Origin of the sequence: Arthrobacter sp. R4 (assembly GCF_051365025.1) — a bacterium.
GTDB lineage: Bacteria > Actinomycetota > Actinomycetes > Actinomycetales > Micrococcaceae > Arthrobacter.
Genome location: NZ_JBLWIJ010000018.1, coordinates 1 through 24,155 on the forward strand (window position 1 = coordinate 1; position 24,155 = coordinate 24,155).

The 24,155-nt window shown below is 66.4% G+C and carries 18 protein-coding genes and 1 pseudogene; 14 read left to right on the forward strand and 5 right to left on the reverse strand.

Translation table 11 applies throughout. From position 1 onward, the window contains the following. The 8 genes and pseudogenes from ACLKOZ_RS12775 to hemL all read left to right on the forward strand — a co-directional run. A pseudogene (locus tag ACLKOZ_RS12775) lies at window positions 1–318 on the forward strand (hypothetical protein); the annotation flags it as partial. A 121-nt stretch (window positions 319–439) separates the two neighbouring features. Further along, complete coding sequence (gene hemQ, locus ACLKOZ_RS12780) at window positions 440–1,141, forward strand: hydrogen peroxide-dependent heme synthase (RefSeq protein WP_337345718.1); 702 nt, start codon at window positions 440–442, stop codon at window positions 1,139–1,141. Next, the gene (locus ACLKOZ_RS12785; protein WP_436475496.1) at window positions 1,138–2,403 is read left to right on the forward strand and encodes a ferrochelatase; all 1,266 of its coding nucleotides are present in this window, start codon (window positions 1,138–1,140) and stop codon (window positions 2,401–2,403) included. The genes hemQ and ACLKOZ_RS12785 overlap by 4 nt, the downstream gene beginning before the upstream one ends. After that, on the forward strand, window positions 2,400–3,398 hold the full coding sequence (gene hemC, locus ACLKOZ_RS12790) for a hydroxymethylbilane synthase (protein ID WP_337345720.1): 999 nt from the start codon (window positions 2,400–2,402) through the stop codon (window positions 3,396–3,398). Before ACLKOZ_RS12785 ends, hemC begins: the two co-directional genes overlap by 4 nt. A 35-nt stretch (window positions 3,399–3,433) precedes the next feature. Continuing rightward, entirely contained in the window at window positions 3,434–4,366 is a 933-nt protein-coding gene (locus ACLKOZ_RS12795) for a uroporphyrinogen-III synthase (protein ID WP_436475498.1), read from the forward strand. Beyond that, complete coding sequence (gene hemB, locus ACLKOZ_RS12800) at window positions 4,363–5,346, forward strand: porphobilinogen synthase (protein WP_337345722.1); 984 nt, start codon at window positions 4,363–4,365, stop codon at window positions 5,344–5,346. The genes ACLKOZ_RS12795 and hemB overlap by 4 nt, the downstream gene beginning before the upstream one ends. Next, complete coding sequence (locus tag ACLKOZ_RS12805) at window positions 5,343–6,455, forward strand: LLM class flavin-dependent oxidoreductase (RefSeq protein ID WP_436475501.1); 1,113 nt, start codon at window positions 5,343–5,345, stop codon at window positions 6,453–6,455. The genes hemB and ACLKOZ_RS12805 overlap by 4 nt, the downstream gene beginning before the upstream one ends. Before the next feature lie 5 nt (window positions 6,456–6,460). Then, window positions 6,461–7,792, forward strand: a complete 1,332-nt coding sequence (gene hemL, locus ACLKOZ_RS12810) for a glutamate-1-semialdehyde 2,1-aminomutase (RefSeq protein WP_436475503.1) — start codon at window positions 6,461–6,463, stop codon at window positions 7,790–7,792. Window positions 7,793–7,896: 104 nt separating this feature from the next. Here the strand turns inward: hemL and ACLKOZ_RS12815 are convergent, their stop codons facing one another. From ACLKOZ_RS12815 to ACLKOZ_RS12830, 4 genes are all read right to left on the reverse strand, one after another. After that, window positions 7,897–8,634: an amino acid ABC transporter ATP-binding protein gene (locus ACLKOZ_RS12815; RefSeq protein WP_337350943.1), complete on the reverse strand. Its 738-nt coding sequence runs from the start codon at window positions 8,632–8,634 to the stop codon at window positions 7,897–7,899. Further along, the gene (locus ACLKOZ_RS12820; RefSeq protein ID WP_337350944.1) at window positions 8,631–9,395 is read right to left on the reverse strand and encodes an amino acid ABC transporter permease; all 765 of its coding nucleotides are present in this window, start codon (window positions 9,393–9,395) and stop codon (window positions 8,631–8,633) included. The genes ACLKOZ_RS12815 and ACLKOZ_RS12820 overlap by 4 nt, the downstream gene beginning before the upstream one ends. A gap of 17 nt (window positions 9,396–9,412) precedes the next feature. Further along, window positions 9,413–10,348, reverse strand: a complete 936-nt coding sequence (locus tag ACLKOZ_RS12825; RefSeq protein ID WP_337350945.1) for an ABC transporter substrate-binding protein — start codon at window positions 10,346–10,348, stop codon at window positions 9,413–9,415. Window positions 10,349–10,656: 308 nt separating this feature from the next. Continuing rightward, window positions 10,657–11,367 (reverse strand): 3'-5' exonuclease, encoded by a 711-nt coding sequence (locus ACLKOZ_RS12830; protein ID WP_337345728.1) that lies wholly within the window; start codon window positions 11,365–11,367, stop codon window positions 10,657–10,659. A gap of 131 nt (window positions 11,368–11,498) precedes the next feature. On the opposite strand from ACLKOZ_RS12830, the gene ACLKOZ_RS12835 reads away from it, so the two are divergent. From ACLKOZ_RS12835 to ACLKOZ_RS12845, 3 genes are all read left to right on the forward strand, one after another. Beyond that, on the forward strand, window positions 11,499–11,915 hold the full coding sequence (locus tag ACLKOZ_RS12835; protein WP_337350947.1) for an MGMT family protein: 417 nt from the start codon (window positions 11,499–11,501) through the stop codon (window positions 11,913–11,915). A 77-nt stretch (window positions 11,916–11,992) separates the two neighbouring features. After that, a complete protein-coding gene (locus tag ACLKOZ_RS12840) occupies window positions 11,993–15,316 on the forward strand; it encodes an ATP-dependent helicase (RefSeq protein ID WP_436475533.1) in 3,324 nt (1,107 codons plus the stop codon). Continuing rightward, window positions 15,313–18,822 carry an ATP-dependent helicase gene (locus tag ACLKOZ_RS12845; RefSeq protein ID WP_436475507.1) on the forward strand — a complete coding sequence of 1,170 codons (3,510 nt, stop codon included), beginning with the start codon at window positions 15,313–15,315 and terminating at the stop codon, window positions 18,820–18,822. The genes ACLKOZ_RS12840 and ACLKOZ_RS12845 overlap by 4 nt, the downstream gene beginning before the upstream one ends. Here the strand turns inward: ACLKOZ_RS12845 and ACLKOZ_RS12850 are convergent. Continuing rightward, on the reverse strand, window positions 18,809–20,110 hold the full coding sequence (locus ACLKOZ_RS12850; RefSeq protein WP_436475509.1) for a phosphotransferase: 1,302 nt from the start codon (window positions 20,108–20,110) through the stop codon (window positions 18,809–18,811). The genes ACLKOZ_RS12845 and ACLKOZ_RS12850 overlap by 14 nt on opposite strands. Before the next feature lie 148 nt (window positions 20,111–20,258). Between ACLKOZ_RS12850 and nudC the strand changes: the two genes are divergently transcribed. From nudC to ACLKOZ_RS12865, 3 genes are all read left to right on the forward strand, one after another. Next, a complete protein-coding gene (gene nudC / locus ACLKOZ_RS12855) occupies window positions 20,259–21,281 on the forward strand; it encodes an NAD(+) diphosphatase (RefSeq protein WP_337350950.1) in 1,023 nt (340 codons plus the stop codon). A 63-nt stretch (window positions 21,282–21,344) separates the two neighbouring features. Beyond that, entirely contained in the window at window positions 21,345–23,492 is a 2,148-nt protein-coding gene (locus ACLKOZ_RS12860; RefSeq protein ID WP_337350951.1) for an ATP-dependent DNA helicase UvrD2, read from the forward strand. Further along, window positions 23,489–24,142: a YgjP-like metallopeptidase domain-containing protein gene (locus ACLKOZ_RS12865; RefSeq protein WP_436475512.1), complete on the forward strand. Its 654-nt coding sequence runs from the start codon at window positions 23,489–23,491 to the stop codon at window positions 24,140–24,142. Before ACLKOZ_RS12860 ends, ACLKOZ_RS12865 begins: the two co-directional genes overlap by 4 nt. Window positions 24,143–24,155 lie beyond the last annotated feature (13 nt).

Below are 24,155 nucleotides of genomic sequence, written 5' to 3' on the forward strand. Positions count from 1 at the left end.
TCCGGGGACACCGCTGCAGACGCGGGCGGAGCCGAAGGGGCGGAGGCACCAGCCGCCGGCCAGCCGGCCGTTGGGCCCGATGGAACACCGTCTGGAACACCGTCTGGAACACCGTCGCCGTCTCCCGGCGCACCGGGACGCGCTGCCGCATCCCGCATCGGGGTTCCCCAAGCTCTTGGCGGAGCCGACCGGAGCCGGCAGGAGATGACTGCCCCCGCGGAACCGGCGGCCGAGGCTGCCAAGGTCTGGCTCGGCGTCGGCCTCGTTGCGACCGCCGGAGCAGCCGGACTCATCTTAACCCGCATCCGGCGGCTTTGAAGGTGCCGCCCTGTGGTTTGACTCCGGGGCCTTTGCCCAAAAATGTGATTATGAACACTTCTACGGCTTGTAGAACTCTCCGGTTTCGACTTGGCGAAGAGGAAGGGGCAAACTGGTAACCATGAGCCACACTTCTGCCGAATCTGTCACTAAAACCGAAGAATCAGCCGAGCAGTTTTTTACCCTCTGGACTGTCTTCAAGCGGTCAGCTGACGTCCTGCGCAGCGCCGATGCTGCCGATGATTTCGATGCCCTGCTGTCCCGCCTGGCCGAGGCCGGGGTGACCCACCGCGGAAGCTACGACGTCTCCGCCATGCGCGCCGATGCCGACGTGATGGTCTGGCTCCACGGCCCCAAGCCCGAAGCCCTGCAGCAGGCGATGCGCGATGTCCGCCGCAGCAAACTCTTCGCCGGAACGGAAATCGTCTGGTCCGCCATGGGCGTGCACCGCGAGGCGGAATTCGCCAAGAACCACACCCCCGCCTACTCGCGCGGCGTGGAACCGGCAGAGTGGCTCTGCGTCTACCCGTTTGTGCGCTCTTACGAGTGGTACATCCTGCCCGAGGCCGAGCGCGGCAAGATGCTGCGCGACCACGGCATGCTGGGCCGCGACTTCCCCCAGGTCATCTCCAACACCGTTTCGTCGTTCGCCCTGGGCGACTGGGAATGGATCCTGGGCCTGGAAGCACCGGAACTCGTGGATCTCGTGGACCTGATGCGGCACCTGCGCGCCACGGAGGCCCGGAACCACGTCCGGGAGGAGATCCCGTTCTACACAGGCCGCCGCATCTCTGCAGCGGAGATCGCCGAGGTCCTCGCATGACCCCGTCACATCGCCAGGAAGGCTCAACCCTGACGGCGGTCAACCCCGTCACCGAAGCCGGCCGGATGGCTCCGAAGGACTACGACGCCGTCCTGCTCGCCTCCTTCGGCGGTCCCGAGGGCCAGGACGACGTCATTCCATTCCTCCGCAACGTCACCCGCGGCCGTGGCATCCCTGACGAGCGGCTCGAAGAAGTCTCCACGCACTACCGGGCCAACGGCGGCATCAGCCCCATCAACCAGCAGAACCGCGAACTCAAGGCAGCCCTGGAAGCCGAACTGGCAGCCCGCGGAATCGGCCTGCCAGTACTGTGGGGCAACCGTAACTGGGACCCCTACATCCCCCAGACGCTGCAGCAGGCGTACGACGCCGGCCACCGCAAACTGCTGATGATCACCACGAGTGCCTACTCCTGTTACTCCAGCTGCCGCCAGTACCGCGAGGACATCGGCATGGCACTGACCGAGACCGGCCTGGACGGCCGCCTTGAGGTGGACAAGGTGCGCCAGTACTTCGACCACCCGGGCTTTGTGGAGCCCTTTGTTGAAGGCACCGCCGCCGGCTTGGCCGACGTCCGCGCGCAGCTGGCCGCCGCGGGCACGCCCGATGCCCCCGTGCACATCCTGTTCGCCACGCACTCCATTCCCACGCGGGACGCCGAGGCGGCAGGACGGTCCGACGCCGAGCCGCGCGAGTTCGAAGAAGGTTCGGCGTACGTGGCACAGCACCTCGCCACCGGCGCCGCCGTCATCAGCCGGGTAGAGGCCGAGTCAGGCCTTACCGCACCATGGTCACTTGTCTACCAGTCGCGCTCCGGCGCCCCGCACGTGCCGTGGCTGGAGCCCGACATCAACGATGCCATCGAGGAACTGGCCGGCCAGGGAATCAAGGGAATCGTTATTGTTCCGCTGGGCTTTGTCAGCGACCACATGGAGGTTGTCTGGGACCTTGACACCGAAGCCCTGGAAACCTGCCGCAACCTGGGCCTGGCCGCTACGAGGGTGCCCACCCCCGGCACCCACCGCAAGTTCGTGAACGGGCTGGTGGACCTCATTTCGGAGCGGACGCAGTCCCACAACATCGCCGACCGCCCGGCGGTGACCGGCCTCGGCCCGTGGTATGACGTCTGCCGGCCCGGCTGCTGCGCCAACTTCCGTGGCGAGAAGCCCACCATCGCTGGCGCGGACACCACGGTTGGCACCGGACACGATCCGTACCCGGACGCCTCTGGCGTACCGGCCGGGGGAGCAGGCGCCCAGTGACCGTCCGGATCGGGACCAGGGCCAGCAAGCTCGCCCTGACGCAAACACAGCAGACCGCGGACCAGTTGGCCGCCGTCGGCGGATTCCCTGTGGAACTGGTGCACGTCAGGACCGACGGCGATGTCCTCACGGGTTCGTTGTCGCAAATGGGCGGCACGGGCGTTTTTGTTGTTGCCCTCCGCGAAGCCCTCCTGCGTAACGAGTGCGACGTCGCCGTGCATTCGCTCAAGGATTTGCCTACCGGCGCGGCCGTGGGCCTGACGCTGGCGGCGACGCCCCGCCGCGTTGATGTCCGCGATGTGCTCTGCGCCCGCGACGGACTGAAGCTTGCCGACCTGCCGCAGGGCGCCACCGTTGGCACCGGCTCACCGCGACGCGCTGCCCAGCTCCGTGCTGCGCGGCCGGACCTGCAGATCCTGGACATCCGCGGCAACGTGGATACCCGCCTTGGCCGTGTGCCCGGTCTTCCCGGCAACGTAACGGACCAGGTTGTGCCAGGCAAGTCCTGCGACCTCGACGCCGTGGTCCTGGCTGCGGCAGGACTGGAACGCATCAGCAGGCTCGACGCCGTCACCGAATTCCTCGAAACCGACGTTATGCTGCCGGCCGCCGGACAGGGGTCGCTGGCGATTGAATGCCGCACGGCCGATGCTCCCCGTAAGGCGGGATCAACGGAAGGCTCCCAAGGTGTCCTCGCCCAGGCCCTCGCGGCACTTGATGATCCCGACACGAGGCTTGCCGTCACCGCCGAGCGGGCGCTGCTGGCCAGGCTTGAGGCCGGCTGCGCTGCCCCAGTGGGCGCCTACGCTTACCGCAAGGGAAGCATGCTGCACCTCGAAGCCGTGGTGTGCGCCGTGGACGGCACGGCGTCCGTCCGCGACAAACGGGCTACTGACGGGCTGACCGAAGTAGGGGCCACGCTTCTTGGCATCGAACTGGCCGAGGTCCTCCTTGCCGGCGGCGCCGCCGACATCGCAGACCTTCACGCCTCCTGACCTGCCCGTGGATACACTCCCCGGGACGGCCTGACATGGCGGGCCAGGACAAAAGTTCCCAGCAGGACCTGCAGCCGCTCGCGCACGCCCGGGTCCTGATCACCCGCAGCCCGGAACGGTCGCCGACGCTGGTCGCGGCACTTGAGAACGCGGGTGCCGAGGCGCTGCTGCTGCCGCTGATTGATTTTGAGCGAGCCGCGGACCAGCACTCCCTGGACGTCGCCTGCGACGCGCTGGCTGCCGGGGCCTTCGACTGGCTGGTGGTCAGCAGCGCCACCACGGTCCACGTCCTGCGCGATAAAGCCGCCGAGCGTGGCCTGACGCTCAGCGATTGGTTGCCAGCCACTACCAAGGTGGCTGCCATTGGCCAGGCCTCGAAAGGGATGCTCGAATCCGCAGGCGTTCCCGTGGCACTCACCCCGGCGGCTGCCCAGTCAGCAGCCGGACTGCTTGACGTGTGGCCCGCCGGGGCCGGCCGGGTGCTGCTGCCACAGGCCGATATCGCGGCCCCGCGCCTCGCTGACGGGCTGAGGGCCTCAGGAGCGTCCGTCACTGTCGTCATTGCCTACCAGACCGTCGATTTCCCGGCGGATGCAGAACGGAGGCTGGCCGTCGATCCGTTGGCTGCCGACCCCGGGAAAAACAGCACCGCAGCACGCGTGGCCGTGCCGCCGTCGTACTCGATGCTGACTACGGAAGCCGCCCGGGCCCAGATTGCGGCGGGCCGGCTCCACGCCGTTGTGGCGGCCTCGCCCAGCGCCGTACGTCGCATTCGTGCCGCACTTTCCCCGCTGCGGGACTGCCGGCTGGTCGCGATCGGACGTTCGACGGCGGACGAAGCCTCAGCCCTCGGACTCGATGTTGCAGCCGTCGCGGCTGAGCCCACCCCCGCCGGACTCGTTGCCGCGGTTTGCGAAGCCCTGGATTCCCCGACCCAACCCGGACCACCTGTGGAGGACACACGATGAGCTTTCCCAATCAACGGCCCCGACGCCTCCGCACTACACCGGCGATGCGCAGGCTCACCGCGGAAACGCGGCTGGCCCCGGCCGAGCTCATCCTGCCGGCCTTCATCCGGGAAGGGCTCACCGAACCCAACCCCATCACGTCCATGCCGGGCGTGGTCCAGCACACCACGGACACCCTCAAGCGCGCTGCCGCCGAAGCCGTTGAGCTGGGACTCGGAGGCATCATGCTCTTTGGCATTCCGGCGGTCCGGGACGCCGAGGGCACCGCCTCACTGGAACCGGACGGTGTGCTGAACAAGGCCATCCGGGACGTCCGCGCCGAAGTGGGTGACGGCCTGGTCATCATGAGTGACGTCTGCCTGGACGAGTTCACCGACCATGGGCACTGCGGCGTGCTCGACGCCGACGGATACGTAGACAACGACCGCACCGTGGAGATCTACGCTCGGATGGCGGTGGCACAGGCCGATGCCGGCGCCCATATGCTGGGCCCGTCCGGAATGATGGACGGCCAGATCGCAGCCATCCGCCAGGCTCTGGACGAAGCCGGGCACAGCACCACCGCGGTGATTGCCTACGCAGCCAAGTACGCCTCCGCCTTCTACGGTCCCTTCCGCGAAGCCGTTGACTCCCAGCTGAAAGGCGACCGGCGGACGTACCAGATGGACGCCGGAAACCGGCGCGAGGCCATCCGGGAAGTGGAACTGGACCTCGCCGAGGGGGCTGACATCGTGATGGTGAAACCGGCCATGAGTTACCTGGACATCGTGGCCGACGTCGCCGCCATGAGCCCGGTTCCCGTGGCCGCCTACCAGATCTCCGGGGAGTACGCGATGATCGAAGCCGCCGCGGCCAACGGCTGGATCGACCGCCGTGCCGCCATCACCGAGTCCGTGCTGGGCATCCGGCGGGCCGGTGCGAACATGGTGCTGACCTACTGGGCTGCAGAGCTCGCCGGCTGGCTGAAGGAAACCCGGTGACTTCGCAGCCGGCTTCTTCCCCGACCGCGGGTCCCACCGCGCCGGTAGCCGCTGACCGGATCCTGCTGGGACTGAACACTTTTGGCGACGTCGGCGAGAATCCGGACGGCAGCCCGCAGCCGCACGCCCAAGTGCTGCGCCAGCTGCTCGAGCAGGCGGAACTGGCTGACGCCGTCGGACTCCACGCATTTGGCGTGGGGGAGCACCACCGCAAGGACTTCGCCGTCTCCGCCCCGGAGGTTTTCCTCGCAGCCGCAGCGGCCCGGACCCACCAAATCCGGCTCGGATCTGCCGTCACGGTCCTGAGCTCGGATGACCCCATCAGGGTATTCCAACGGTTCTCGACCGTTGACGCCCTCTCCAACGGCCGGGCTGAGGTGATGCTGGGGCGCGGGTCCTTCGTCGAATCATTCCCGCTGTTCGGCCTGGACCTGGCTGACTACGAGGTCCTGTTCGAGGAGAAGCTTGAGCTGTTCGACAAGGTACGGTCCCAGCAGCCCGTCCACTGGGAGGGCCGGACCCGCCCGGCGCTGCACGGCCTGAGCGTCTACCCGCCGCTGGAACACCACCTGCTGCCTACATGGATAGGCGTCGGGGGGACCACCGAATCAGTCCTTCGCTGCGCGCAGTACGGGTACCCCATCATCTTTGCCATCATCGGCGGCCAGCCGCGCGCCTTCCGCCCGCTGGCGGAGCTTTACCGGGAGGCGATGTCCCAGTACGGACACCCCCTTCAGCAGGTGGCAACCCACTCGCCCGGCCATGTGGGGCAGACCGATGAACAGGCCCGGGAGGAGTTCTTCCCCCACTGGCTCAAACTGCGGAACAGAATCGGCGCCGAGCGCGGCTGGGGACCAGCCGGGAAGCCGGAGTTCGACGCCCTCTGCGCCCCGGAGGGTGCCCTGTACGTGGGGTCGCCGGATACCGTGGCGCGCAAGATCGTCCGGCTGAAGGCGGACCTGGGTGTGGACCGATTTGACCTCAAGTACAGCAGCGGCCCGTTGCCGCACTCGGCCATGATGCGTTCCATCGAGCTTATGGGCACGGCGGTGGCGCCCCGCGTGTCGGAACTGCTCGGTAACTCACGTGCCGGCGAACTGAAAGAATAGGAACCATGACTTCCAGCAATCCTCGCAACGAGGAACTCTTCGACCGCGCCCGGCGGCTGATGCCCGGCGGCGTGAACTCTCCTGTCCGGGCCTTCGGCTCCGTCGGCGGAACCCCGCGGTTCATGGTATCCGCCAGCGGCCCTTACCTCACCGATGCCGACGGTAAAGAATACGTTGACCTGGTCTGCTCCTGGGGCCCAGCGCTCCTCGGCCATGCGCACCCCGCCGTGTTGGAGGCCGTCCATGCCGCAGTGGACCGCGGCCTGTCCTTCGGCGCCTCCACGCCGGATGAGGCCAACCTTGCAGCCATCGTGCAGGAACGCGTCCCGGCCGCGGAACGCGTCCGGATGGTGTCCACCGGCACCGAGGCCACTATGACGGCCGTCCGCCTGGCGCGTGGATTCACCGGACGCAACCTGATCATCAAGTTCGCAGGCTGCTACCACGGCCATCTCGATGGGCTCCTCGCCGCGGCCGGTTCAGGCGTCGCCACCCTGGCGCTGCCCGGTTCGGCTGGCGTCACCGAAGCCACCGCCGCTGAAACGCTCGTCCTGCCATACAACGACCTCGCCGCCGTCGAGGCCGCCTTTGCGACCCACGGCGCCAACATTGCCGCGGTCATCACCGAAGCCGCCCCGGCCAACATGGGGGTGGTGACGCCCGCCGAGGGGTTCAACCTGGGCCTGTCCCGCATCACCCGCGAACACGGCGCGTTGCTGATCGTCGACGAGGTGCTGACCGGATTCCGGACGGGCTACTCCGGCTACTGGGGCCTCACCGGCGGCGCCTCCGATGCTGCCGAGCCGTGGACCCCTGACCTGCTCACCTTTGGAAAGGTGATCGGCGGCGGGATGCCGACGGCGGCACTGGGCGGGCGTGCCGACGTCATGGATTACCTCGCTCCCGTCGGCCCGGTCTACCAGGCCGGAACGCTGTCCGGGAATCCGGTAGCCATGGCCGCCGGCGTCGCCACGCTGACCCACGCCACCCAGGAGGTCTACTCGTTTATCGATGCGAGGTCGCTCGAACTTTCCTCGGCGCTGTCCGAGGCCCTGGACTCCGCCGGAGTGGACCACTCGATCCAGTTCGCCGGAAACCTGTTCTCGGTCGCGTTCGGAACGTCGGCCACCGGCGTCCACAACTACGCCGATGCCCAAGGCCAGGAAACCTTCCGCTACGCGCCCTTCTTCCACTCCATGCTGGAATCCGGGCTCTACCTGCCGCCCTCCGTGTTTGAGGCCTGGTTCCTCTCGGCCGCCCACGACGACGCCGCCATGAACCGGATTTTCGACGCCCTCCCTGCCGCCGCAAAGGCAGCCGCCGCCGCGCAAGGCTAGTTCCGGCGTCGTTCTTTAAAACCAAAAATCCCCGCCTCCCGGACAAATCCCCGCTGCAAGCAAGGGGGATAAGTCCGGAAGGCGGGGATTTTCTGTGGGTGCCGCTAGAGGACGTCCGAGAGGAAGCCTTTGAGCCGGTCCGTGCCGGGGGAGCTGAAGATCTGTTCGGGCGGACCCGACTCGACCACCACGCCGGCATCCATAAACGTCACGGTGTCTGAAACGTTGCGGGAGAAGCCCATCTCATGGGTCACTACCACCATGGTCATGCCACCCTTGGCGAGATCCGCCATCAATGCCAGGACACCCTTGACGAGTTCGGGATCCAATGCGGACGTGGCCTCGTCGAAGAACATCACCTCGGGCTTCATGGCGAGGGCACGGGCGATCGCCACGCGCTGCTGCTGGCCACCCGAAAGGTTGGCCGGGCGCGCATCAGCCTTATGCTTTAGCCCCACGAGGTCCAGTTGCTCCAAGGCCTCGGCATGCGCCTGGTCCTTGGGCAGCTTCCGGAGCTTGCGCAGAGCCAGCGACACATTTTCCACAACGGTCTTGTGCGGGAACAGGTTGAACTGCTGGAACACCATGCCGATCCGCTGGCGCAGCTCGTCCGGGTTGTCCTTCAGGACAGAGCGGCCGTCCAGGAGGATATCGCCCTGGTCCGGCTCGATCAGCCGGTTCATGACCCGCAGCAGCGTGGACTTGCCGGAGCCGGACGGGCCGATCACCGAAGCCGTGGTGCCTTTCTCCACATGGAGATCGATGCCGCGGAGCACGTGGTTGTGGCCGAACGAGAGGTGCAGGTTCTTGCCGGTCAGGGTGCCGGAGGTAAATTCGGTCATGCCTGTGCCCCCTTGCCGATAGGTGCTGCCAACTCGTCCGGTTCCTTCTTTTCCGGCCTGCCCGTACGGAGCCGGTTATCGATGAAGTTCACGAAGTGGGTCAGCGGAACAGTAAGGATCAGGTACAAGAGGCCAGCGGCCACCAGCGGGGAGAGGTTCCCCGAGTTGGCCATGGCGTCGTTTCCGATCCGGAAGATCTCGCGCTCGGAGGCGGCCAGGCCCAGCATGAACACCAGCGAAGAGTCCTTGAGCAGGGAGATGAACTGGTTCACCAAAGCAGGCAGCACCCGACGGATGCCCTGCGGTACCACCACCAGGCGCATCGAACTGCCGTAGCTGAACCCCAGCGCCCGGGACGCCTCCAACTGCCCCTTCTCCACGCTCTGGATGCCCGAGCGGAAGATCTCACCGATATACGCGGCGGCGATGAGCGTCAGCGCCAGGACACCCAAGGGATACGGGTTCCTCGAGCCGGTCAGCTCACGGGCGAGCGGGCTGAGGCCTATCCCGATCACCAGGATCACCAGGATGGCCGGAAGGCCACGGAAGATGTCCGTGTAGATGCGCGCCACCCAGCGTGCCCCGGCGTTGCGGGAAATGCCCATCAGGGCAAGCGCCAGGCCCAGCAAGGAGCCCAGGACAGCAGAGGTCACTGCCAGGATAATCGTGTTGGGCAGGCCAACCATGATCAGGGACGGCAGGACCTCCGCCATGGCACCCCAGTTGAAGAAGGTGTCGGCAAGTTGTTCCAGTGTGTCCATAGGGGCAGCGGCCCGGATCAGCTCTGGGGAACCGTGGCAGCCTTGCTGCCCGGCTTCCAGTCGCTCGGCATTTCGCGGTCCGGGTACCATTCCTTGGTCAGCTTGGACCAGGTTCCGTCTGCGATGACTGCATCAAGGCCCGAGTTCAGGGCATCGATCAGCGGCTTGTTGTCCTTGTTCACGGCGTACGCAGTGAAGTTCTGGGTGTTGACAACCGATTCGGCGATGACGGTGCCGTCGCCTTCCTTGACCTGGCCGGTGGCCTGCTGCGACGGAGCAACCCAGGCGTCGACCTGGCCGTTGCGGACGTTGGCGTACACGGTGTTGTAGTCCGGGAAGCGGATGGGTTCAAGCTTCAGCGTGTTGGTGACATAGTCATCCTGGACGGTGCCCTGGACTACTCCGATGCGGAGGCTGTCGTCGAGGTCTGCGAAGCCCTTGACGTCGCCGTCGGTCTTGGCCACCACAGCCATGAAACCGAAGTCGTAACCGTTGGTGAAGCCGACGTTTTCACGGCGCTTGTCCGTGGTGGAGATGGAGGACGATCCGACGTCGAACTGCTTGTTCTGGACCTGGGAGAGCAGGGCGGAGAAGTCCGTGGCAACGAACTCCACCTCGAGGCCAAGCTTGCCGGCTATTGCGCGCAGCAGCTCGTTGTCGTAGCCCGTGAACTTGCCGGAGGGGTCAAGGAAGATGTTCGGCGGGGCATCGGAGAGCGTGCCCACTTCAAGTTTGCCTTCGGTGTTCAGCCCAAGTTTGGCCTTGTCGATCTGGTCGATCGGGGTGACATCAGCGGTGGTGTACTTGTCCAGCGTCTGCTGATCGCTGCCGGCCAGGGCGTCCGTAGGGGTGCCGGCAGGCTGTGAGGAAGCCCCGCCGCAAGCCGCGAGGGAGGCGGCCAGGGCGATAGCCACAGGAACGCTGGTCAGCCATTTCATGGCTTTCGATTTCATCAGGTAGTCACTTTCATCTGAGTCATAAGTTCATCCCGGCCGCACAGCTGCACACGTCTCGCCGGGGGTCTGCCGCGTCAAGGGGACTGACGCTCAGGGCAGGGGACCGCAAAACTTAATCATCTCACTAAGGACTAAATCGGCGGATAGGTGAAGATGGGACGGTCAGGCGCACGTCTAGCCGAATATTGATCGGCCAGGCCGAGCGGGGGCCCTTGGCTGGGCTCGTCGCCGCCGCCATCGCCGAATCACCGGCTGGTCCCAGCCTTCCATGCCGTAGGCGGCAATAAGTGTGAGTTAGCTCGCAGCTAGAAGTCGCCGCGGCTGGCATCTTCCGGCGGTAGCACCGGCCAGTCGCCTTCGATGACGGCTGCAGGCTTGGTCTTCCGCAGGTATCCCTGGAAATCAGCTGCCTGGCTAACGGCCCAGTCCACCTGGAGCTGATGAAGCTGGCTGGCCGGCATCCGCAGCTTGGGGAACTTGCCCGCCATCGCATCCAGCACCCTGAGCGTGGCCAGGGCATCCGCTGCGGAGGTGTGGGCGTTGTCCAGGTTGACCCCATACTCCTCGCACAGGGCGGTCAGCGTTCGTTTGCCCTTCCGGTACCGGTCCACCTGCTTGTTCATGATGTAGGGATCCAGGACCGGGAACCGGCTCAGCTGCTTCACGCCATACCTCGCCGATTCGGCCGCCAGCACGGTGAAGTCGTAACTGGCGTTGAATGCAATCACAGGAACGCCGGCATCAAAAAGCTCCTGCAGGACGGTGGCGAGCTCCCTGGTCACCTCATGCGCTGGCCTGCCTTCACGCCTTGCCTGCTCGGTGGTGACGCCGTGGACGTCGCTTGCTTCGGTGGGGATCTCGACCCCTGGGTCTGCCAGCCATTCGTGTTCCTTGATGACATCCCCCTGGTGGTCAACGACGGTCACCGACGCCGTGACGATGCGTGCAGCGCGGGAGTTCCGGCCTGTGGTCTCGAGGTCGAAGGCTGCGCGGGGGAGGGTGTTCCAAGTGCTCATGCTCCCACGCTAGCGGCCGGCACTGACAGTCTGCGGCAGCGCCCTCGGCGGGTCCGGGATTTCGTATCGTGCGGGGCTAGGGTGGGCACGGCATCGGCTAAGCGGACCCCTGGCACCGGTACGCTGGATCCATGCGGACGGAGTATGTTGAGGCGGTGCTGGCCGTGGTGGAGCTGGTGCCTCGGGGCGCCGTCGTTGCCTATGGCGACATCGCCGAACTGCTGGGAGCAGGCGGACCGCGGCAGGTGGGTGCTGTCATGAGCCACTACGGCAGCGGCGTGCCGTGGTGGCGGATCCTCAAAGCCAGCGGGCAGGCTCCCGAAGGCCACGAAGCCGCAGCTCTTCGCCACTACCTGGACGAAGGAACGCCCCTGCTGGGCAGCCACGACGAATTCCTTCGCACGGGTGAAGGCCGCTGGCGCGTCAACCTTGCCGCGGCCCGATGGACTCCCACAGACGCCGAATTCGACCAGCTGGACGCCATTGCGGACCGGCTCGAGCGTGGGCTTCATAAATTGTCCGTGGCTGATGATGAAATGTCCGTGTGACGCTAACAAGCCTGCAGACGGACCTCCTGCCCGACTCCCCTGTCGACTACGTCGATGCCGCATATCCTGCAGCGGACCTGGCCGCACCGGGCCAGCGTGAGAACGGGACCGGCCTCCGGCTGCTTCCGCCCCGCCGGCTGCAGGGCTCCATCCCTCTGCTTACAGCCGACCAGCAGGCCGCCGTGGAGGTCCCGCACGGCTCCGGGCCGGTCCTGGTTCCAGGAGCGCCAGGGACCGGCAAGTCCACTGTCCTGATCGAGGCGGCCGTCCGCCGGGCCCTCCACGAAGGCGTGGACCCTGAACGGATCCTGATCCTAGCGCCGGGCCGGCTGGCGGCAGACTCACTTCGTGACCGCTTCACCGCCAGGCTGGATCGGAGCCTGAGCACAACGCCGGCCAGGACCTGGGCCTCCTATGCCTTCGATCTGATCCGCCGGGCCAAAGCGGAGGGCATCCTGCCGCTCCCGCGGCCGCCGCGCCTCCTGTCCGGACCGGAGCAGGACCTCATCATCAAGGAGCTCCTGGAAGGGCACGCCCTTCCAGGGCTGCAACTGCCGTGGCCTGCGGACCTGGGCGCTGCGCTGGAGACCAGGGGATTCCGTCACGAAGTCCGCCAGCTCTTTGACCGGATCATCGAATCGGGCAGGACAGCCGAAGACCTGGAAGACCTTGGCCGCCGCTGCGGAAGGGAGGACTGGATCGCCGCCGCGGCGCTTTATGCCGAATACCGGGACGTCCTGGACCTCCGTATGCCTGAGGCCTTCGACCCCGCTGGAATCATCACCGCTGCCCGGCAAATCTTCCAGGATGCGCCTGACTTCCTCGCCGCTGAACGCGAACGTCTGCAGTTGCTGCTGGTGGACGATATCCAGGAAGCGAATCCGGCCGTTTTTGAGCTGCTCGCCGACATCGCGGCTGGCAAAGACTGCTTTGTGACCTCTTCCCCGGACACCGTTGTGCAGGGTTTCCGTGGAGCCAGGCCCGATCTTGTGGCCGAACTTCCCCGGCTGCTCTCCGGCGGCAAAAACACCTTGGAACGGCCGCTGTGGCACACGCACCGGCACGCGCCCGCCGTCGCGGAGGCATGGCTCGGGGTTGCCGGCCGGATCTCACAGCGGGCAGGCGGCCGGCTGGCCCGGCGGCTGGAGCAGCAGGATCCCGGAAGCCGACCCCCCAGGCAGGGTGCCGTCGAAGCCCATCTCGTGCCCTCACCGGTCCATGAACTGCGCTATGTCGCCCAGCGGATCCTGGACCAGCACATTAACCACGGTCGTGACCTGGCCGAAATCGCTGTCATTGTTCGGAACGGAGGCCAGCTCAGCGAGCTTCAGCGCTACCTTTCAGGGCAGGGGATCCCCGTCCGGGTTCCCGTAGCAGAGTCCGCCGTGCGTGACGAAGTTGCCGTACGCCCGCTTCTGGACGCCTATGCGATCGCCCTGGATCCTGACCTGCTGACCCCTGAATCGGCTGTTTCACTGCTCACCTCGCGGATCGGCGGAGCAACATCGATTGAATTGCGCAGGTTGAGGCAGTCGTTGCGGCGTGAAGAACTCGAAGGCGGCGGCGGCCGCACCAGCGACGCCCTGCTGGTCGAAGCGCTGCTGGAACCCGGCGCCCTCGCCACGTTGGGGATGGAAGGCAGGGCGGCGCGCCGAACGGCGCGAATGATCCAGGCCGGACGTACTGCCATCAGCCAGCCGGGAGCCAATGCGGAGTCCGTGCTCTGGGCTCTGTGGCACTCCACCGGACTGGCGAACGCGTGGACAGAAACTGCGCTCACCGGCGGTCCCCACGGCGCCCGCGCCGACCGGGACCTTGACGCCATGATGGCGCTCTTCCATACTGCGGAACGCTACGTGGACCAGATGCCCGGTGCGGGTCCGGAACAGTTCCTGGAGTACCTCCTGAACCAGGAGCTTCCCATGGACACCCTGGCAGCAAGGGCCCAGGTGGATGACGCCGTCGAACTGATGACCCCCGCCAGCGCCGCAGGCAGGGAATGGCCCGTGGTAATCATTGCAGGGCTCCAGGAAGGCGTGTGGCCCAATACCAGGCTCCGTGGAGAGCTCCTGGGCAGCACCCTTTATGCCGACGCTGTGGAGCATGGCGTGGAATACGCGCTGCAACTTGACCCGCTGAGCCGGCTGCGGGACATCCGGTATGACGAACTCAGAAGCTTCTCAACGGCCATCTCCAGGGCGCAGGACCTCCTGATCTGCACGGCCGTCTCGTCCGAGGACGACCAGCCCTCCTCGTTCCTCGACTACGTTGCGCCGCTGAGCCCCGGCCAGGAGGGCCGCGGCTTCACCCCTGTGGAACGGCCCATGACGCTCCGAGCCCTCGTCGCGGAGCTCCGGCAGTACGCCCAGCTCGACGGCGCGTACGCTCCGGAAGCCGCGGAGGCGGTCAGGGTCCTTGCCCGCCTGGCGGCGGCCAACCCCGCCGTTCCCGGCGCCCATCCGGACACCTGGTGGGGCCTGGCTCCCCTGACCACGACGGAATCAGTCGTGCCGCCCGGTGGAACGGTCTATGTTTCGCCGTCGAAGGTGGAAGCTGTCCAGAAGTCCCCACTGGATTGGTTTGTGCAGGCGGCCGGTGGCGAGGCCGCGACTGATTTTGCCCGAAGCCTGGGCACCCTGGTCCATGCCATTGCGCAAGACCTGCCGGACGCCTCCGGCAGCGAATACGTCACCGAGCTTGTCCGGCGATGGCCCGCGCTTGGTATGAAGGACAACTGGGAAGGCCGGCTCGATTTCCAGCGTGCCGAGGCCATGGTCCGCAAACTCGCCCAGTACGTGCTGGTGATGCGAAGCGAAGGGCGCAGCCTGTTGGGAGTGGAACAGGACTTTGCGGTTCAGCTCCCGGATGTGATCCCGGCAGGGAGCATGGCCAGCGACTATCCCCTGGAACCGGGGCCAGCCGGTGACGACGGCCAAGCCGCGTCGTCGGAGGACCAAGCCCGGTCAGCGGTCCTTCGCGGCCAGGTTGACCGGCTCGAGATCGACTCCGAAGGAAGACTCGTGGTCGTGGACCTGAAGACCGGAAAAAGGCAGCCCGGCAAGACCGAACTTTCCCGGCATCCCCAGCTTGGGGCCTACCAGGCCGCCGTCCTTGCGGGCGGATTCGACGATGCTTCCGGCGTACCCGGACAAGCCATGCCCGGCGGTGCCGTGCTGGCCCAACTGGGGACGGGAACAAAGGGTCCCGGCGTCCAGCAGCAGGAATCGCTCGACCCCCGGGACAACTGGGCCCTTGACATGGTGAACGGCGCGGCGGCAGTGATGGCGGGCAGCGTCTTCGAAGCCCGGCACGACCCCGCAAAGGGCGGGCACGGCGGTCACGGCTGCAGGCTTCCCGAAGTCTGCCCCCTCTGCGTCCGCGGAAAGCAGGTAACAGAATGACCCAGGCAACTGGCCTTCCCGAACCCCGGTTCAGTCCCGAACAGCTGTCCCGCCTCATGGGTGAAAAGAACTCACCTACAGCTGAACAAGCCGCGATCATTTCCTCGCCCCTGACGCCGCGATTGGTTATTGCCGGCGCAGGATCGGGCAAAACAGCCACCATGGCTGACCGCGTGGTCTGGCTGGTAGCCAATGGATGGGTCAGGCCCGAGGAAGTCCTCGGGGTCACGTTCACCCGGAAGGCTGCCGGTGAACTCGCCACCCGGATCAGGGCCAAGCTGGCGGTTTTGCAGCGCATCGCTGCAGAGGACACGGGAAACGCACTGTTCCCCGAAGGCCTGCTCAGCAGCGACGCACTTGAGCCAAAAGTATCCACGTATCACTCCTTTGCCAGCGGCATCGTGTCCGACTACGGGCTCAGGCTGGGAGTGGAACGCGACGTCGTGCTGCTGGGTGGCGCCCAGGCCTGGCAGCTCGCCAGCGAGGTGGTCGAAGCCTTCGATGGCGAGTACCGACACTTCAGCGCGGCAAAATCCACGTTGGTGAAGGCGGTCATCCAGCTTGCCGGCGAATGCGCGGAACACCTCCAGCAACCCGCGGATGTCGAGGCTTGGCTGATGGCACGGCTCGCAGAGTTCGAGAGCCTCCCGTACGTCGCTGACGGAAAAAAGAACCCGACACAGGCTGCAACGGACCTGGCCGCCATGCTGAGGACCAGGGCCAGCGTTGCGGACATGGTGGGCCGTTATTCAGCGGCCAAGCGTGCCCGCGGTGCCCTCGATTTCGGTGACTTGGTAGCCCTCGCTGCACGCGTGGCCCAGGAGGTCCCACTGGCTGCCGAGATGGAGCGCCAGCGCTACAAGGTAGTGCTCCTGGATGAATTCCAGGACACCTCGTACGCGCAGCTGGTCCTCTTCTCGCGGCTCTTCGGCGGCGGGCACGCCGTCACGGCCGTGGGGGACCCCAACCAGTCCATCTACGGTTTTCGAGGCGCCTCCGCAGGGCAGTTATTCCACTTCGTCCGGGAATTCCCCGTCCGCCTGCCCGGCCCGCAACAAGACGAAAACTTCAAACCAGCCCCTACTTCCTTCCTGACCACGGCCTGGCGCAACGGCCGGTCCATCCTCAAGGCAGCCAACGTGATGTCGGAGTCCTTGGGCAGGGCGGCCGCGCACAGGGAACCGGCCGGCACCCCAGGGCCCCGCGCCCACGGGGTACCCACCACGAACGTCCCGCCGCTCCAGCCGAGCCCGTACGCCATGGACGGACGCGTGGTGCTTGGACGGTTCGGGACCGACGTCGAGGAAGCCTCAGCCCTTGCCGAAGACGTACTGAAGTACCGGCTCACGGACTTTGAACTCAAGCCTGATGGCACCCCCGTGCCTCCTGCGCTCGCAGTGCTGTGCCGTCGCCGCGCCCAGATGGAAACCATCAGCCGGCAGTTGGAGGCCCGCGGAATCGCCTATGAGATCGTTGGACTGGGCGGCTTGCTGGACACCCCGGAAATTGTGGACCTCGTCTCAACCCTGAGGGTGCTGGCCGATCCAGGACGATCCGATTCCCTGATGCGGCTCCTCGCCGGCGCCCGGTGGCGGATCGGCCCCGCAGACCTGATGGCATTCCGCGACTGGTCGAGCCAGCTGGCACGCAGGCGCGGGCAGCCCGCCGCAGCGCGTGAAGCGGAAGCTGGAACCGCGGACGCCGGAACAGCGGACGACGACGGGCCGGTGGTGGAGAGCGATCTGACGGATGGTTCCAGCCTCGTAGAGGCCCTGGACTGGCTTCCGCGCGACGGCTGGACATCCTCACACGGAAGATCCCTGAGCGCGGAAGCGAGGGAGAGGCTCGGCCGGCTGTCGGTGGAATTGAGGCAACTGCGCGGTTACCTTGGCGATGATTTGACCACCCTTCTTGGAGAAGTGGAACGGGCCATGCTGCTGGACATTGAGGTGGCCGCGCGCCCGGGTATCACCATCCATCAGGCCCGTCGCAACCTTGACGCCTTCCAGGACGCTGCGGCCGGGTTCCTGAGAACGTCGCAGCGGGTGGACATTCTGGCTTTCCTGGCATGGCTGGAGGCTGCCGCCGCCGAGGAGAACGGACTTGACGCGCCAGCCGCGGACGTCAACCGCGAAGCCGTGCAGCTCCTGACGGTCCACGCGTCCAAGGGGCTGGAATGGGACGTGGTTTTTGTGCCCGGCCTCAACGCTGGCGCCTTCCCCAGCAGCCGCGATTCGCGGTGGAGCAGCGGGGCCGCGGCCCTGCCCTGGCCATTGCGGGGTGATCGTGCGGATCTGCCCCAGTGGGACCTCGACCAGCCTGACCAGAAGGGATGGCTGGACGCGGAGAAGGAATTCAAGTCCGCCGTACAGGCCCACGGCGAGTCGGAGGAACGGCGCCTTGCCTACGTGGCGTATACACGAGCCAAGCATGTCCTGTGGGTGTCCAGTGCCGCCTGGGTTGGTTCGCGGGCGGGCCGGTCCGAGATGTCCCCGTTCCTGGCTGAACTTGAGCCGCTGGCAGTTCGGTCCGGGGCGGGCAGAGATACGGGCGCTGCGGCGGTCCACCCTGCCTCGGTGGACGAGGCCTCCCTTCCCGAGAAGAGTCCGCTGACACTGGAAACAGAGATGGCGCAGTGGCCCTACGACCCACTGGAAGGGCCAGTGGACCCCAGGACGGGACAACGCCTTCGCCTCGTTCCCGGCCGGCGTGCATCGATGGAACTGGCCGCCTCGCGGTTGCTCGCCGCCCTGGACGGCCCAACCACGGACACGGGCCCAGCCACGGACACGGGTCCAGCCCGGGACGGCCGCGGGCTGCGCGTCCCCGCCTCAGGGTGGGATGCTGAAGCATCGCTGCTCCTGGAACGGCGCTCCAGCCGGGCACGCGGGCAGGATGTGCACCTGCCCAGCCACATTTCGGCATCCACGCTCGTTGACCTTGGCGAAGATCCGGCGGCTGTGCTGAAACGCCTTCGGAGGCCCGTTCCCCGGGAACCGGGCATGTCCGCGCGGAAAGGTACCGCCTTCCATTCCTGGGTGGAGGAATACTTCGGTAGCGCCGGAATGCTCGACCTCGGCGACGCACCGGGACCGGACGACCACATTGATGCGGCCTACGACCTCGACGACATGGTGGCCACCTTTCGGGCGTCCGAATGGGCCAACCGTTCCCCGGCATTTGTTGAAGTGCCTGTGGAGACCCGCGTGGGAGACGTGGTGGTCCGCGGCCGGATCGACGCAGTTTTCCGTGACGCGGACGGCCGGTGGGACCTAGTGGACTGGAAGACAGGCCGCCGTCCAGCCGCCGCGCACCTTAAAGCCAGGTCGGTCCAGCTTGCGGCCTACCGTCTTGCCTGGGCAAGGCTGAAGGGCATCGCGGTGGACGAGGTACGGGCAGCGTTCTTCTACGTGGCCGACAACCAGGTGGTCCGCCCGCACGACCTCGCGTCGGCCGCAGAGTTGGAGGCGATGGTGTCGGAGTCCTACTCCGTCACGGCTTCTTGACGTCGATGACGGTGATGGCCGCCGTGGAGGTGTCGTCTGCCGACGGCACCTTTGCCGGCGGTTCAGCCGGGGTAGGCTCCTCGTCCTGCTCGGGTACGTACTGCTCGGGTTCGTCGTCCGGGATCGGTGACACCTGGACGGCAGGCAAGACCGGGGCGGGAATCGGGAGTACCGTCACGGGCTGAACGATCCCAGGCGATACATCGGCGACCACAGGGTGTCCGGCTGCCGGGCCCTGTTCGTTGCCGGGAGCCGCGGCACTGTCTCCGGAGCCGCCGTCGGCCGTGTCCGTCCAGGCTGCAGCTGTCCCGGCGGCAGCGGTGCCTGCCGGAGCCGCGGGGGAGGGGAGCGGCTCAACGCTGATGGCCTGCCCACCGTGCTCGGCGATGTCGCTGGCGAGGGTTTCCAGCATGCCCTCCGCCTCGGAAATCATCGCCTCATCGCCAGCCGCGATGCCTTTGACGAGGTACTGCGCCAGGGCGAACTCGGCGGACAGTGCGGCCCTTCGCAGCAGGTGCTTGTCCGGGGCGTCCCGGCGGCTTTCGGTATAGCTGCTCAGGACAGTGTCCACGAAGTCCTGTTCGTTGGAGGCCACCAGCCAGGCGAAGTCATCGGCGGGATCACCGATCCGCAGGTCTGTCCACCCGGTGACGGCTGTTACCCGGTGGCCCTCCACCAGGAGGTTATCTTCGTGCAGGTCGCCGTGGACCACGCAGGGGTTGAAGCGCCACAGGGATACATCTTCGAGCGCGTGCTCCCAACGGCGCAGGAGGGACGGCGGGATCTTGCCTGTGGTTGCGGCCTGGTCCAATTCGTTCAGCCTGCGCTGGCGGAATTCGTTGGGTGTGTAGCTGGGCAGGTCCGCATTGCTGACCAGCGCATGGGGCAGGTCGTGGATCGCGGCCAGTGCCACGCCGATTTCACGGGCGAGTTGCTCGGGGCCGGCTGTAAGTTCCTCCACGCTCCGGGTGGAACCGGCCAAGTGGGAGTATACGAAAGTGCTGAGGGCGCCCAAGCGCACGCTACCGGCAACAGTGGGCATGAGAAAGGGCAACTCGGCCCGGATGCCCGGGGCGAACGCGCGCAGGACCAGGAACTCCGTCTCCAGCCGGGCGCTGGCTTCAGCGTGCCGCGGCGACCTGACCCTCCAGCGCTTTCCTTCCGAATCGAGGAGCAGCGCGGTGTCGAAGTCGGCGGCATCATCCGGAGCGGAACTGACCGCAGTTGGAGTCAGCCCGGGGACTGCCGCTGTTGCCACGGCTGCCAGTTCGATCGGTTTTCTTCTCACCGTTCCACGGTAGATTGACACGCGTCCAAGACAACGGTGCGCCAGCGGCGAGTCTCCAGATATGCGTCAAATCTCTGCCTGTAGCCACGGCACCTGTCCCTGGCCTCCCTAAATATCAATTGTCGGCCCGAGTCAGTACGGTGGACTCATGAGTCATGCGGAGTCCGCTACACCGGCCTACCGGACACCGGCAGTCCGGTTGCCCGCCAACCACCTGTTCGATACCGTGCTTCCCGTCCGTCCAGCGATGATGGATCGGGGCTCTGCAGCCCGGACACGCCCGGGCATGGTGGATGAGCTGCTTGGCCGAGACGGCACCATGGCGGTGGTTCTGTCGGGTCGGCAGGCCCTCGTGACCGGAAACAGCCTGTACCTGGCTGCCGCCTCCCGGCTGGTAAAGAACCTTGAACACCTTGGAGCCGCGCCGGAGCATGTCATCTATCTGGGCGCCGCCCTGGACGGTTCGGACCTGCCGGAAGGGACCGAGCTTCTCCTGGTGGTGCTGGAAAATGCCGCAGCACCGGGCACTGCGGGAATACCCGCCAATGCCTATTGGGTGGGCTTCCGGGACATTGCTGCCGAACTAAATCCCACGGACACGGCCCTGTTCGTCGAAGCAAGCGCCATCGCCAACTGGCACTCCGGACACACGCACTGTCCGCGGTGCGGCGCTCCCACGGTTGTGGAGTCCGGGGGATGGATGCGCCGCTGCCCGCAAGATAACTCCGAACACTACCCGCGGACGGATCCTGCCATCATCGTCACCGTTGTAGGCCCGGACGGGAGGCTGCTGCTGGGTGGCGGCGGCCCGCTGGATGCCAGGAACTACTCAACCCTCGCCGGGTTCGTTGAACCTGGGGAGTCACTCGAGCAGGCCGTGGTCAGGGAAATCCATGAGGAAGTCGGTGTCAGGGTTTCCGCCTGCCAGTACCTGGGTTCCCAGCCCTGGCCGTTCCCAGCCTCCCTTATGCTTGGATTTACGGCTATCACCGCGGATGCCGAGGCAACGCCCGACGGCGTGGAAGTCACCAGGGCGCGCTGGTTCAGCCGGGAGGAACTCCAGCAAGCAGTGCTTACCGGGGAGATCACCATCTCCAGCCGCCTGTCCATTGCCCGTTCGCTGATTGAGCACTGGTACGGCGGACGAATCCTGGACCGCGCCGACGCCTGAACGCCGGGCAGAATCCACCGACCAGACTCCAGCACCAGGTAGTCGAGACAACAGAGCAGCAGAGTGACTACAGAGAATTTTGACAGTGCAGTGGACAGTTCAGCGTCCCTTGAGGACCGCATCCTGGGTGGCCTGGACGCCGAACAGCGGGAAGTTGCGAGCACACTCAACGGCCCGCTATGTGTGCTGGCCGGCGCCGGTACCGGAAAGACGCGGGCCATCACCCACCGCATCGCCTATGGCGTGCACTCGGGGGTTTACAGCCCGCAACGTCTCCTGGCAGTGACCTTCACCGCCCGCGCCGCCGCCGAAATGCGAAGCAGGCTGCGGGACCTCGGCGTGGGCAATGTGCAGGCCCGGACTTTCCACGCGGCCGCACTCCGGCAATTGCAGTTTTTCTGGCCCCAGGCTGTTGGCGGCACCCTCCCCAATCTCCTGGACCACAAAGCCCAGATGATCGCCGAGGCCGCCCGCCGCCTGCGCCTCAGCACGGACAGGGCTTCGATCCGGGACCTCGCCTCGGAAATCGAGTGGGCGAAAGTTTCCATGCTGACCCCCGCCAACTACTTGGAGAACGCCCAGGACCGGGGTACTCCCGGCGGGTTCGACCTCACCGCCGTGGCCCGGGTCTTCCAGTCCTACGAGGACGTCAAAACCGACCGCAACGTCATCGACTTCGAGGATGTCCTGCTGATCACCGTGGGCATCCTGCAGGAGGACCAGAAAGTGGCCGCCACGGTGCGCGAACAGTACCGCCACTTCGTGGTCGACGAGTACCAGGACGTTTCCCCGCTCCAGCAGCGACTCCTTGAGCTGTGGCTTGGCGGCCGCGACGAACTCTGCGTTGTAGGTGACGCGAGCCAGACCATCTACTCGTTCACTGGCGCGTCCCCGAAACACCTGCTGGGTTTCAAGGCAAGGTATCCGGAGGCCAACGTGGTCAAGCTGATCCGGGACTACCGCTCCACGCCGCAGGTGGTCAAACTTGCAAACGACCTCCTCGCGGGCCGCCGAAGCGGCGGACCCGTGGCGGACGCAGCGTGGGCCGCGCCGCTGCAACTGGTGGCCCAGCGTCCGGCGGGCCCGGTTCCCCAGTTCACGGAGTGCTCCGATGACGAGGCAGAAGCGGCCACGGTGGCGCTTAAGGTGCAGGCACTGCTCGACGCCGGTACGCCGGCAAGCCAGGTAGCTGTCCTCTTCCGCACGAACGGCCAGTCCGAAGCTTACGAGCAGGCACTGGCTGCCGCGGGCATTGGTTATCAGCTGCGCGGCGGTGAACGCTTTTTCGCCCGCAAGGAAGTCAGGGACGCCATCCTCCAGCTGCGGGCTGCAACCAGGGCTGTGGCGGAAACTGGCACTCCGGAACCGTTGGGGCAATTGGTACGGGACATCGTGGCCTCGCTGGGTTATACCGACTCTCCACCGCACAACGGCGGGGCTCTGCGGGAACGCTGGGAGTCATTGGCGGCACTGGTTGCCCTCGCCGACGAACTGGTCCAGGTACGGGGAGACCAATTCAGCCTCGCGGATTTCGTCAATGAACTCCAGGAACGCTCACTCGCACAGCATGCCCCCACCGTTCAGGGCGTCACACTGGCCTCGCTGCACGCCGCCAAAGGCCTGGAGTGGGACGCCGTGTTCCTTGTTGGCCTTTGCGAAGGGCTGATGCCGATCTCCTTTGCGGACACCCCGGAAGCGGTGGATGAGGAACGGCGGCTCCTTTACGTCGGAATCACCCGCGCCCGTGAGCACCTCTTCCTGTCCTGGTCCACGGCGCGGACACCCGGCGGCAGGGCAAACCGGAAGCCGTCCCGTTTCCTTGACGGTCTTCGGCCGGATTCCGTGGCCAGTTCCACCGCCCGCGGCAAGGGAGCTGCGCCCAGCCGGAAAGCTGCCAAGCCTGCCACGTGCCGGGTCTGCGGCAGCATGCTGGCAAGTGGCGCCGAACGCAAGGTGGGGCGCTGCAACGACTGCCCGCCCAGCTACTCGGAACAGACCTTCGACGCCCTCCGGCACTGGCGCAAGGAAGTTGCGCTGTCTGCCGAAGTCCCGGCTTTTGTGGTGTTCACCGACGCCACCCTGACCGCCATTGCCGAGGCCCGGCCGTCGTCGCTGGAGGAACTGGCCTCGCTCGCCGGCGTCGGCCCGTCCAAACTTGAACGCTACGGTGAGGACGTGCTGAAGGTCCTCGTCGAAAGCACCACACTGTGACCCCGCCGTCGAAACACCGAAAGGGACCGCAGCTGACCACGGCGGACGGCGCGCCCGTGGAAGTCCGGCGGTCAGCGCGGCGCACCCGGACCGTCGCTGCATTCTGGGAGAACGGCACAGCTGTGGTGGCAATACCGGCCCGTTTCACGGCTGCCCAGGAATCCGAGTGGGTTCATCGCATGCTGGAGAAGCTGCACCGCCAGGGCACCCGCCGTGCGCAAAAACGCCGGCACCAACCTGCCACGGATGCCGGGCTTGCGGCCCACGCCGCGGACCTGTCCGCCCGCTACTTCGGCGGCCGGGCAGTCCCGACGTCGGTCCGCTGGGTGAGCAACCAGAACTCCCGTTGGGGGTCAGCGACGCCGTCCGAAGGCACCATCCGGCTTTCCGACAAGCTCCGGGCCATGCCACAGTGGGTGATCGACTACGTGCTGCTGCACGAACTGGCCCACCTTCTGGTGGCCGGGCACAATGCCGCCTTCTGGAAGTTGCTGGAGGCTTATCCGGAAACGGCGCGGGCCAAGGCATTCCTGGAGGGCGTCTCGTTCGCCACCTCCCGCGGCCTTGCGGCCGGTCCTGATGGCGGGGAGTCCCACGTGGAGGGCGACGCACCAGGCCAGCGCGCCCTGTTGCCGGGCGACGCCGACTAGGCCCGGCCCGGGA

Excerpts from the sequence above, each read along its gene's own strand:
- hemB (WP_337345722.1), top strand. The coding sequence starts at position 4,363 with ATGAGCTTTCCCAATCAACGGCCCCGACGCCTCCGCACTACACCGGCG.
- ACLKOZ_RS12785 (WP_436475496.1), top strand. The coding sequence starts at position 1,138 with ATGACCCCGTCACATCGCCAGGAAGGCTCAACCCTGACGGCGGTCAAC.
- ACLKOZ_RS12825 (WP_337350945.1), bottom strand. The coding sequence starts at position 10,348 with ATGAAATCGAAAGCCATGAAATGGCTGACCAGCGTTCCTGTGGCTATC.
- hemL (WP_436475503.1), top strand. The coding sequence starts at position 6,461 with ATGACTTCCAGCAATCCTCGCAACGAGGAACTCTTCGACCGCGCCCGG.
- ACLKOZ_RS12835 (WP_337350947.1), top strand. The coding sequence starts at position 11,499 with ATGCGGACGGAGTATGTTGAGGCGGTGCTGGCCGTGGTGGAGCTGGTG.
- ACLKOZ_RS12820 (WP_337350944.1), bottom strand. The coding sequence starts at position 9,395 with ATGGACACACTGGAACAACTTGCCGACACCTTCTTCAACTGGGGTGCC.
- ACLKOZ_RS12830 (WP_337345728.1), bottom strand. The coding sequence starts at position 11,367 with ATGAGCACTTGGAACACCCTCCCCCGCGCAGCCTTCGACCTCGAGACC.
- nudC (WP_337350950.1), top strand. The coding sequence starts at position 20,259 with ATGAGTCATGCGGAGTCCGCTACACCGGCCTACCGGACACCGGCAGTC.
- ACLKOZ_RS12795 (WP_436475498.1), top strand. The coding sequence starts at position 3,434 with ATGGCGGGCCAGGACAAAAGTTCCCAGCAGGACCTGCAGCCGCTCGCG.
- ACLKOZ_RS12815 (WP_337350943.1), bottom strand. The coding sequence starts at position 8,634 with ATGACCGAATTTACCTCCGGCACCCTGACCGGCAAGAACCTGCACCTC.
- hemQ (WP_337345718.1), top strand. The coding sequence starts at position 440 with ATGAGCCACACTTCTGCCGAATCTGTCACTAAAACCGAAGAATCAGCC.
- ACLKOZ_RS12845 (WP_436475507.1), top strand. The coding sequence starts at position 15,313 with ATGACCCAGGCAACTGGCCTTCCCGAACCCCGGTTCAGTCCCGAACAG.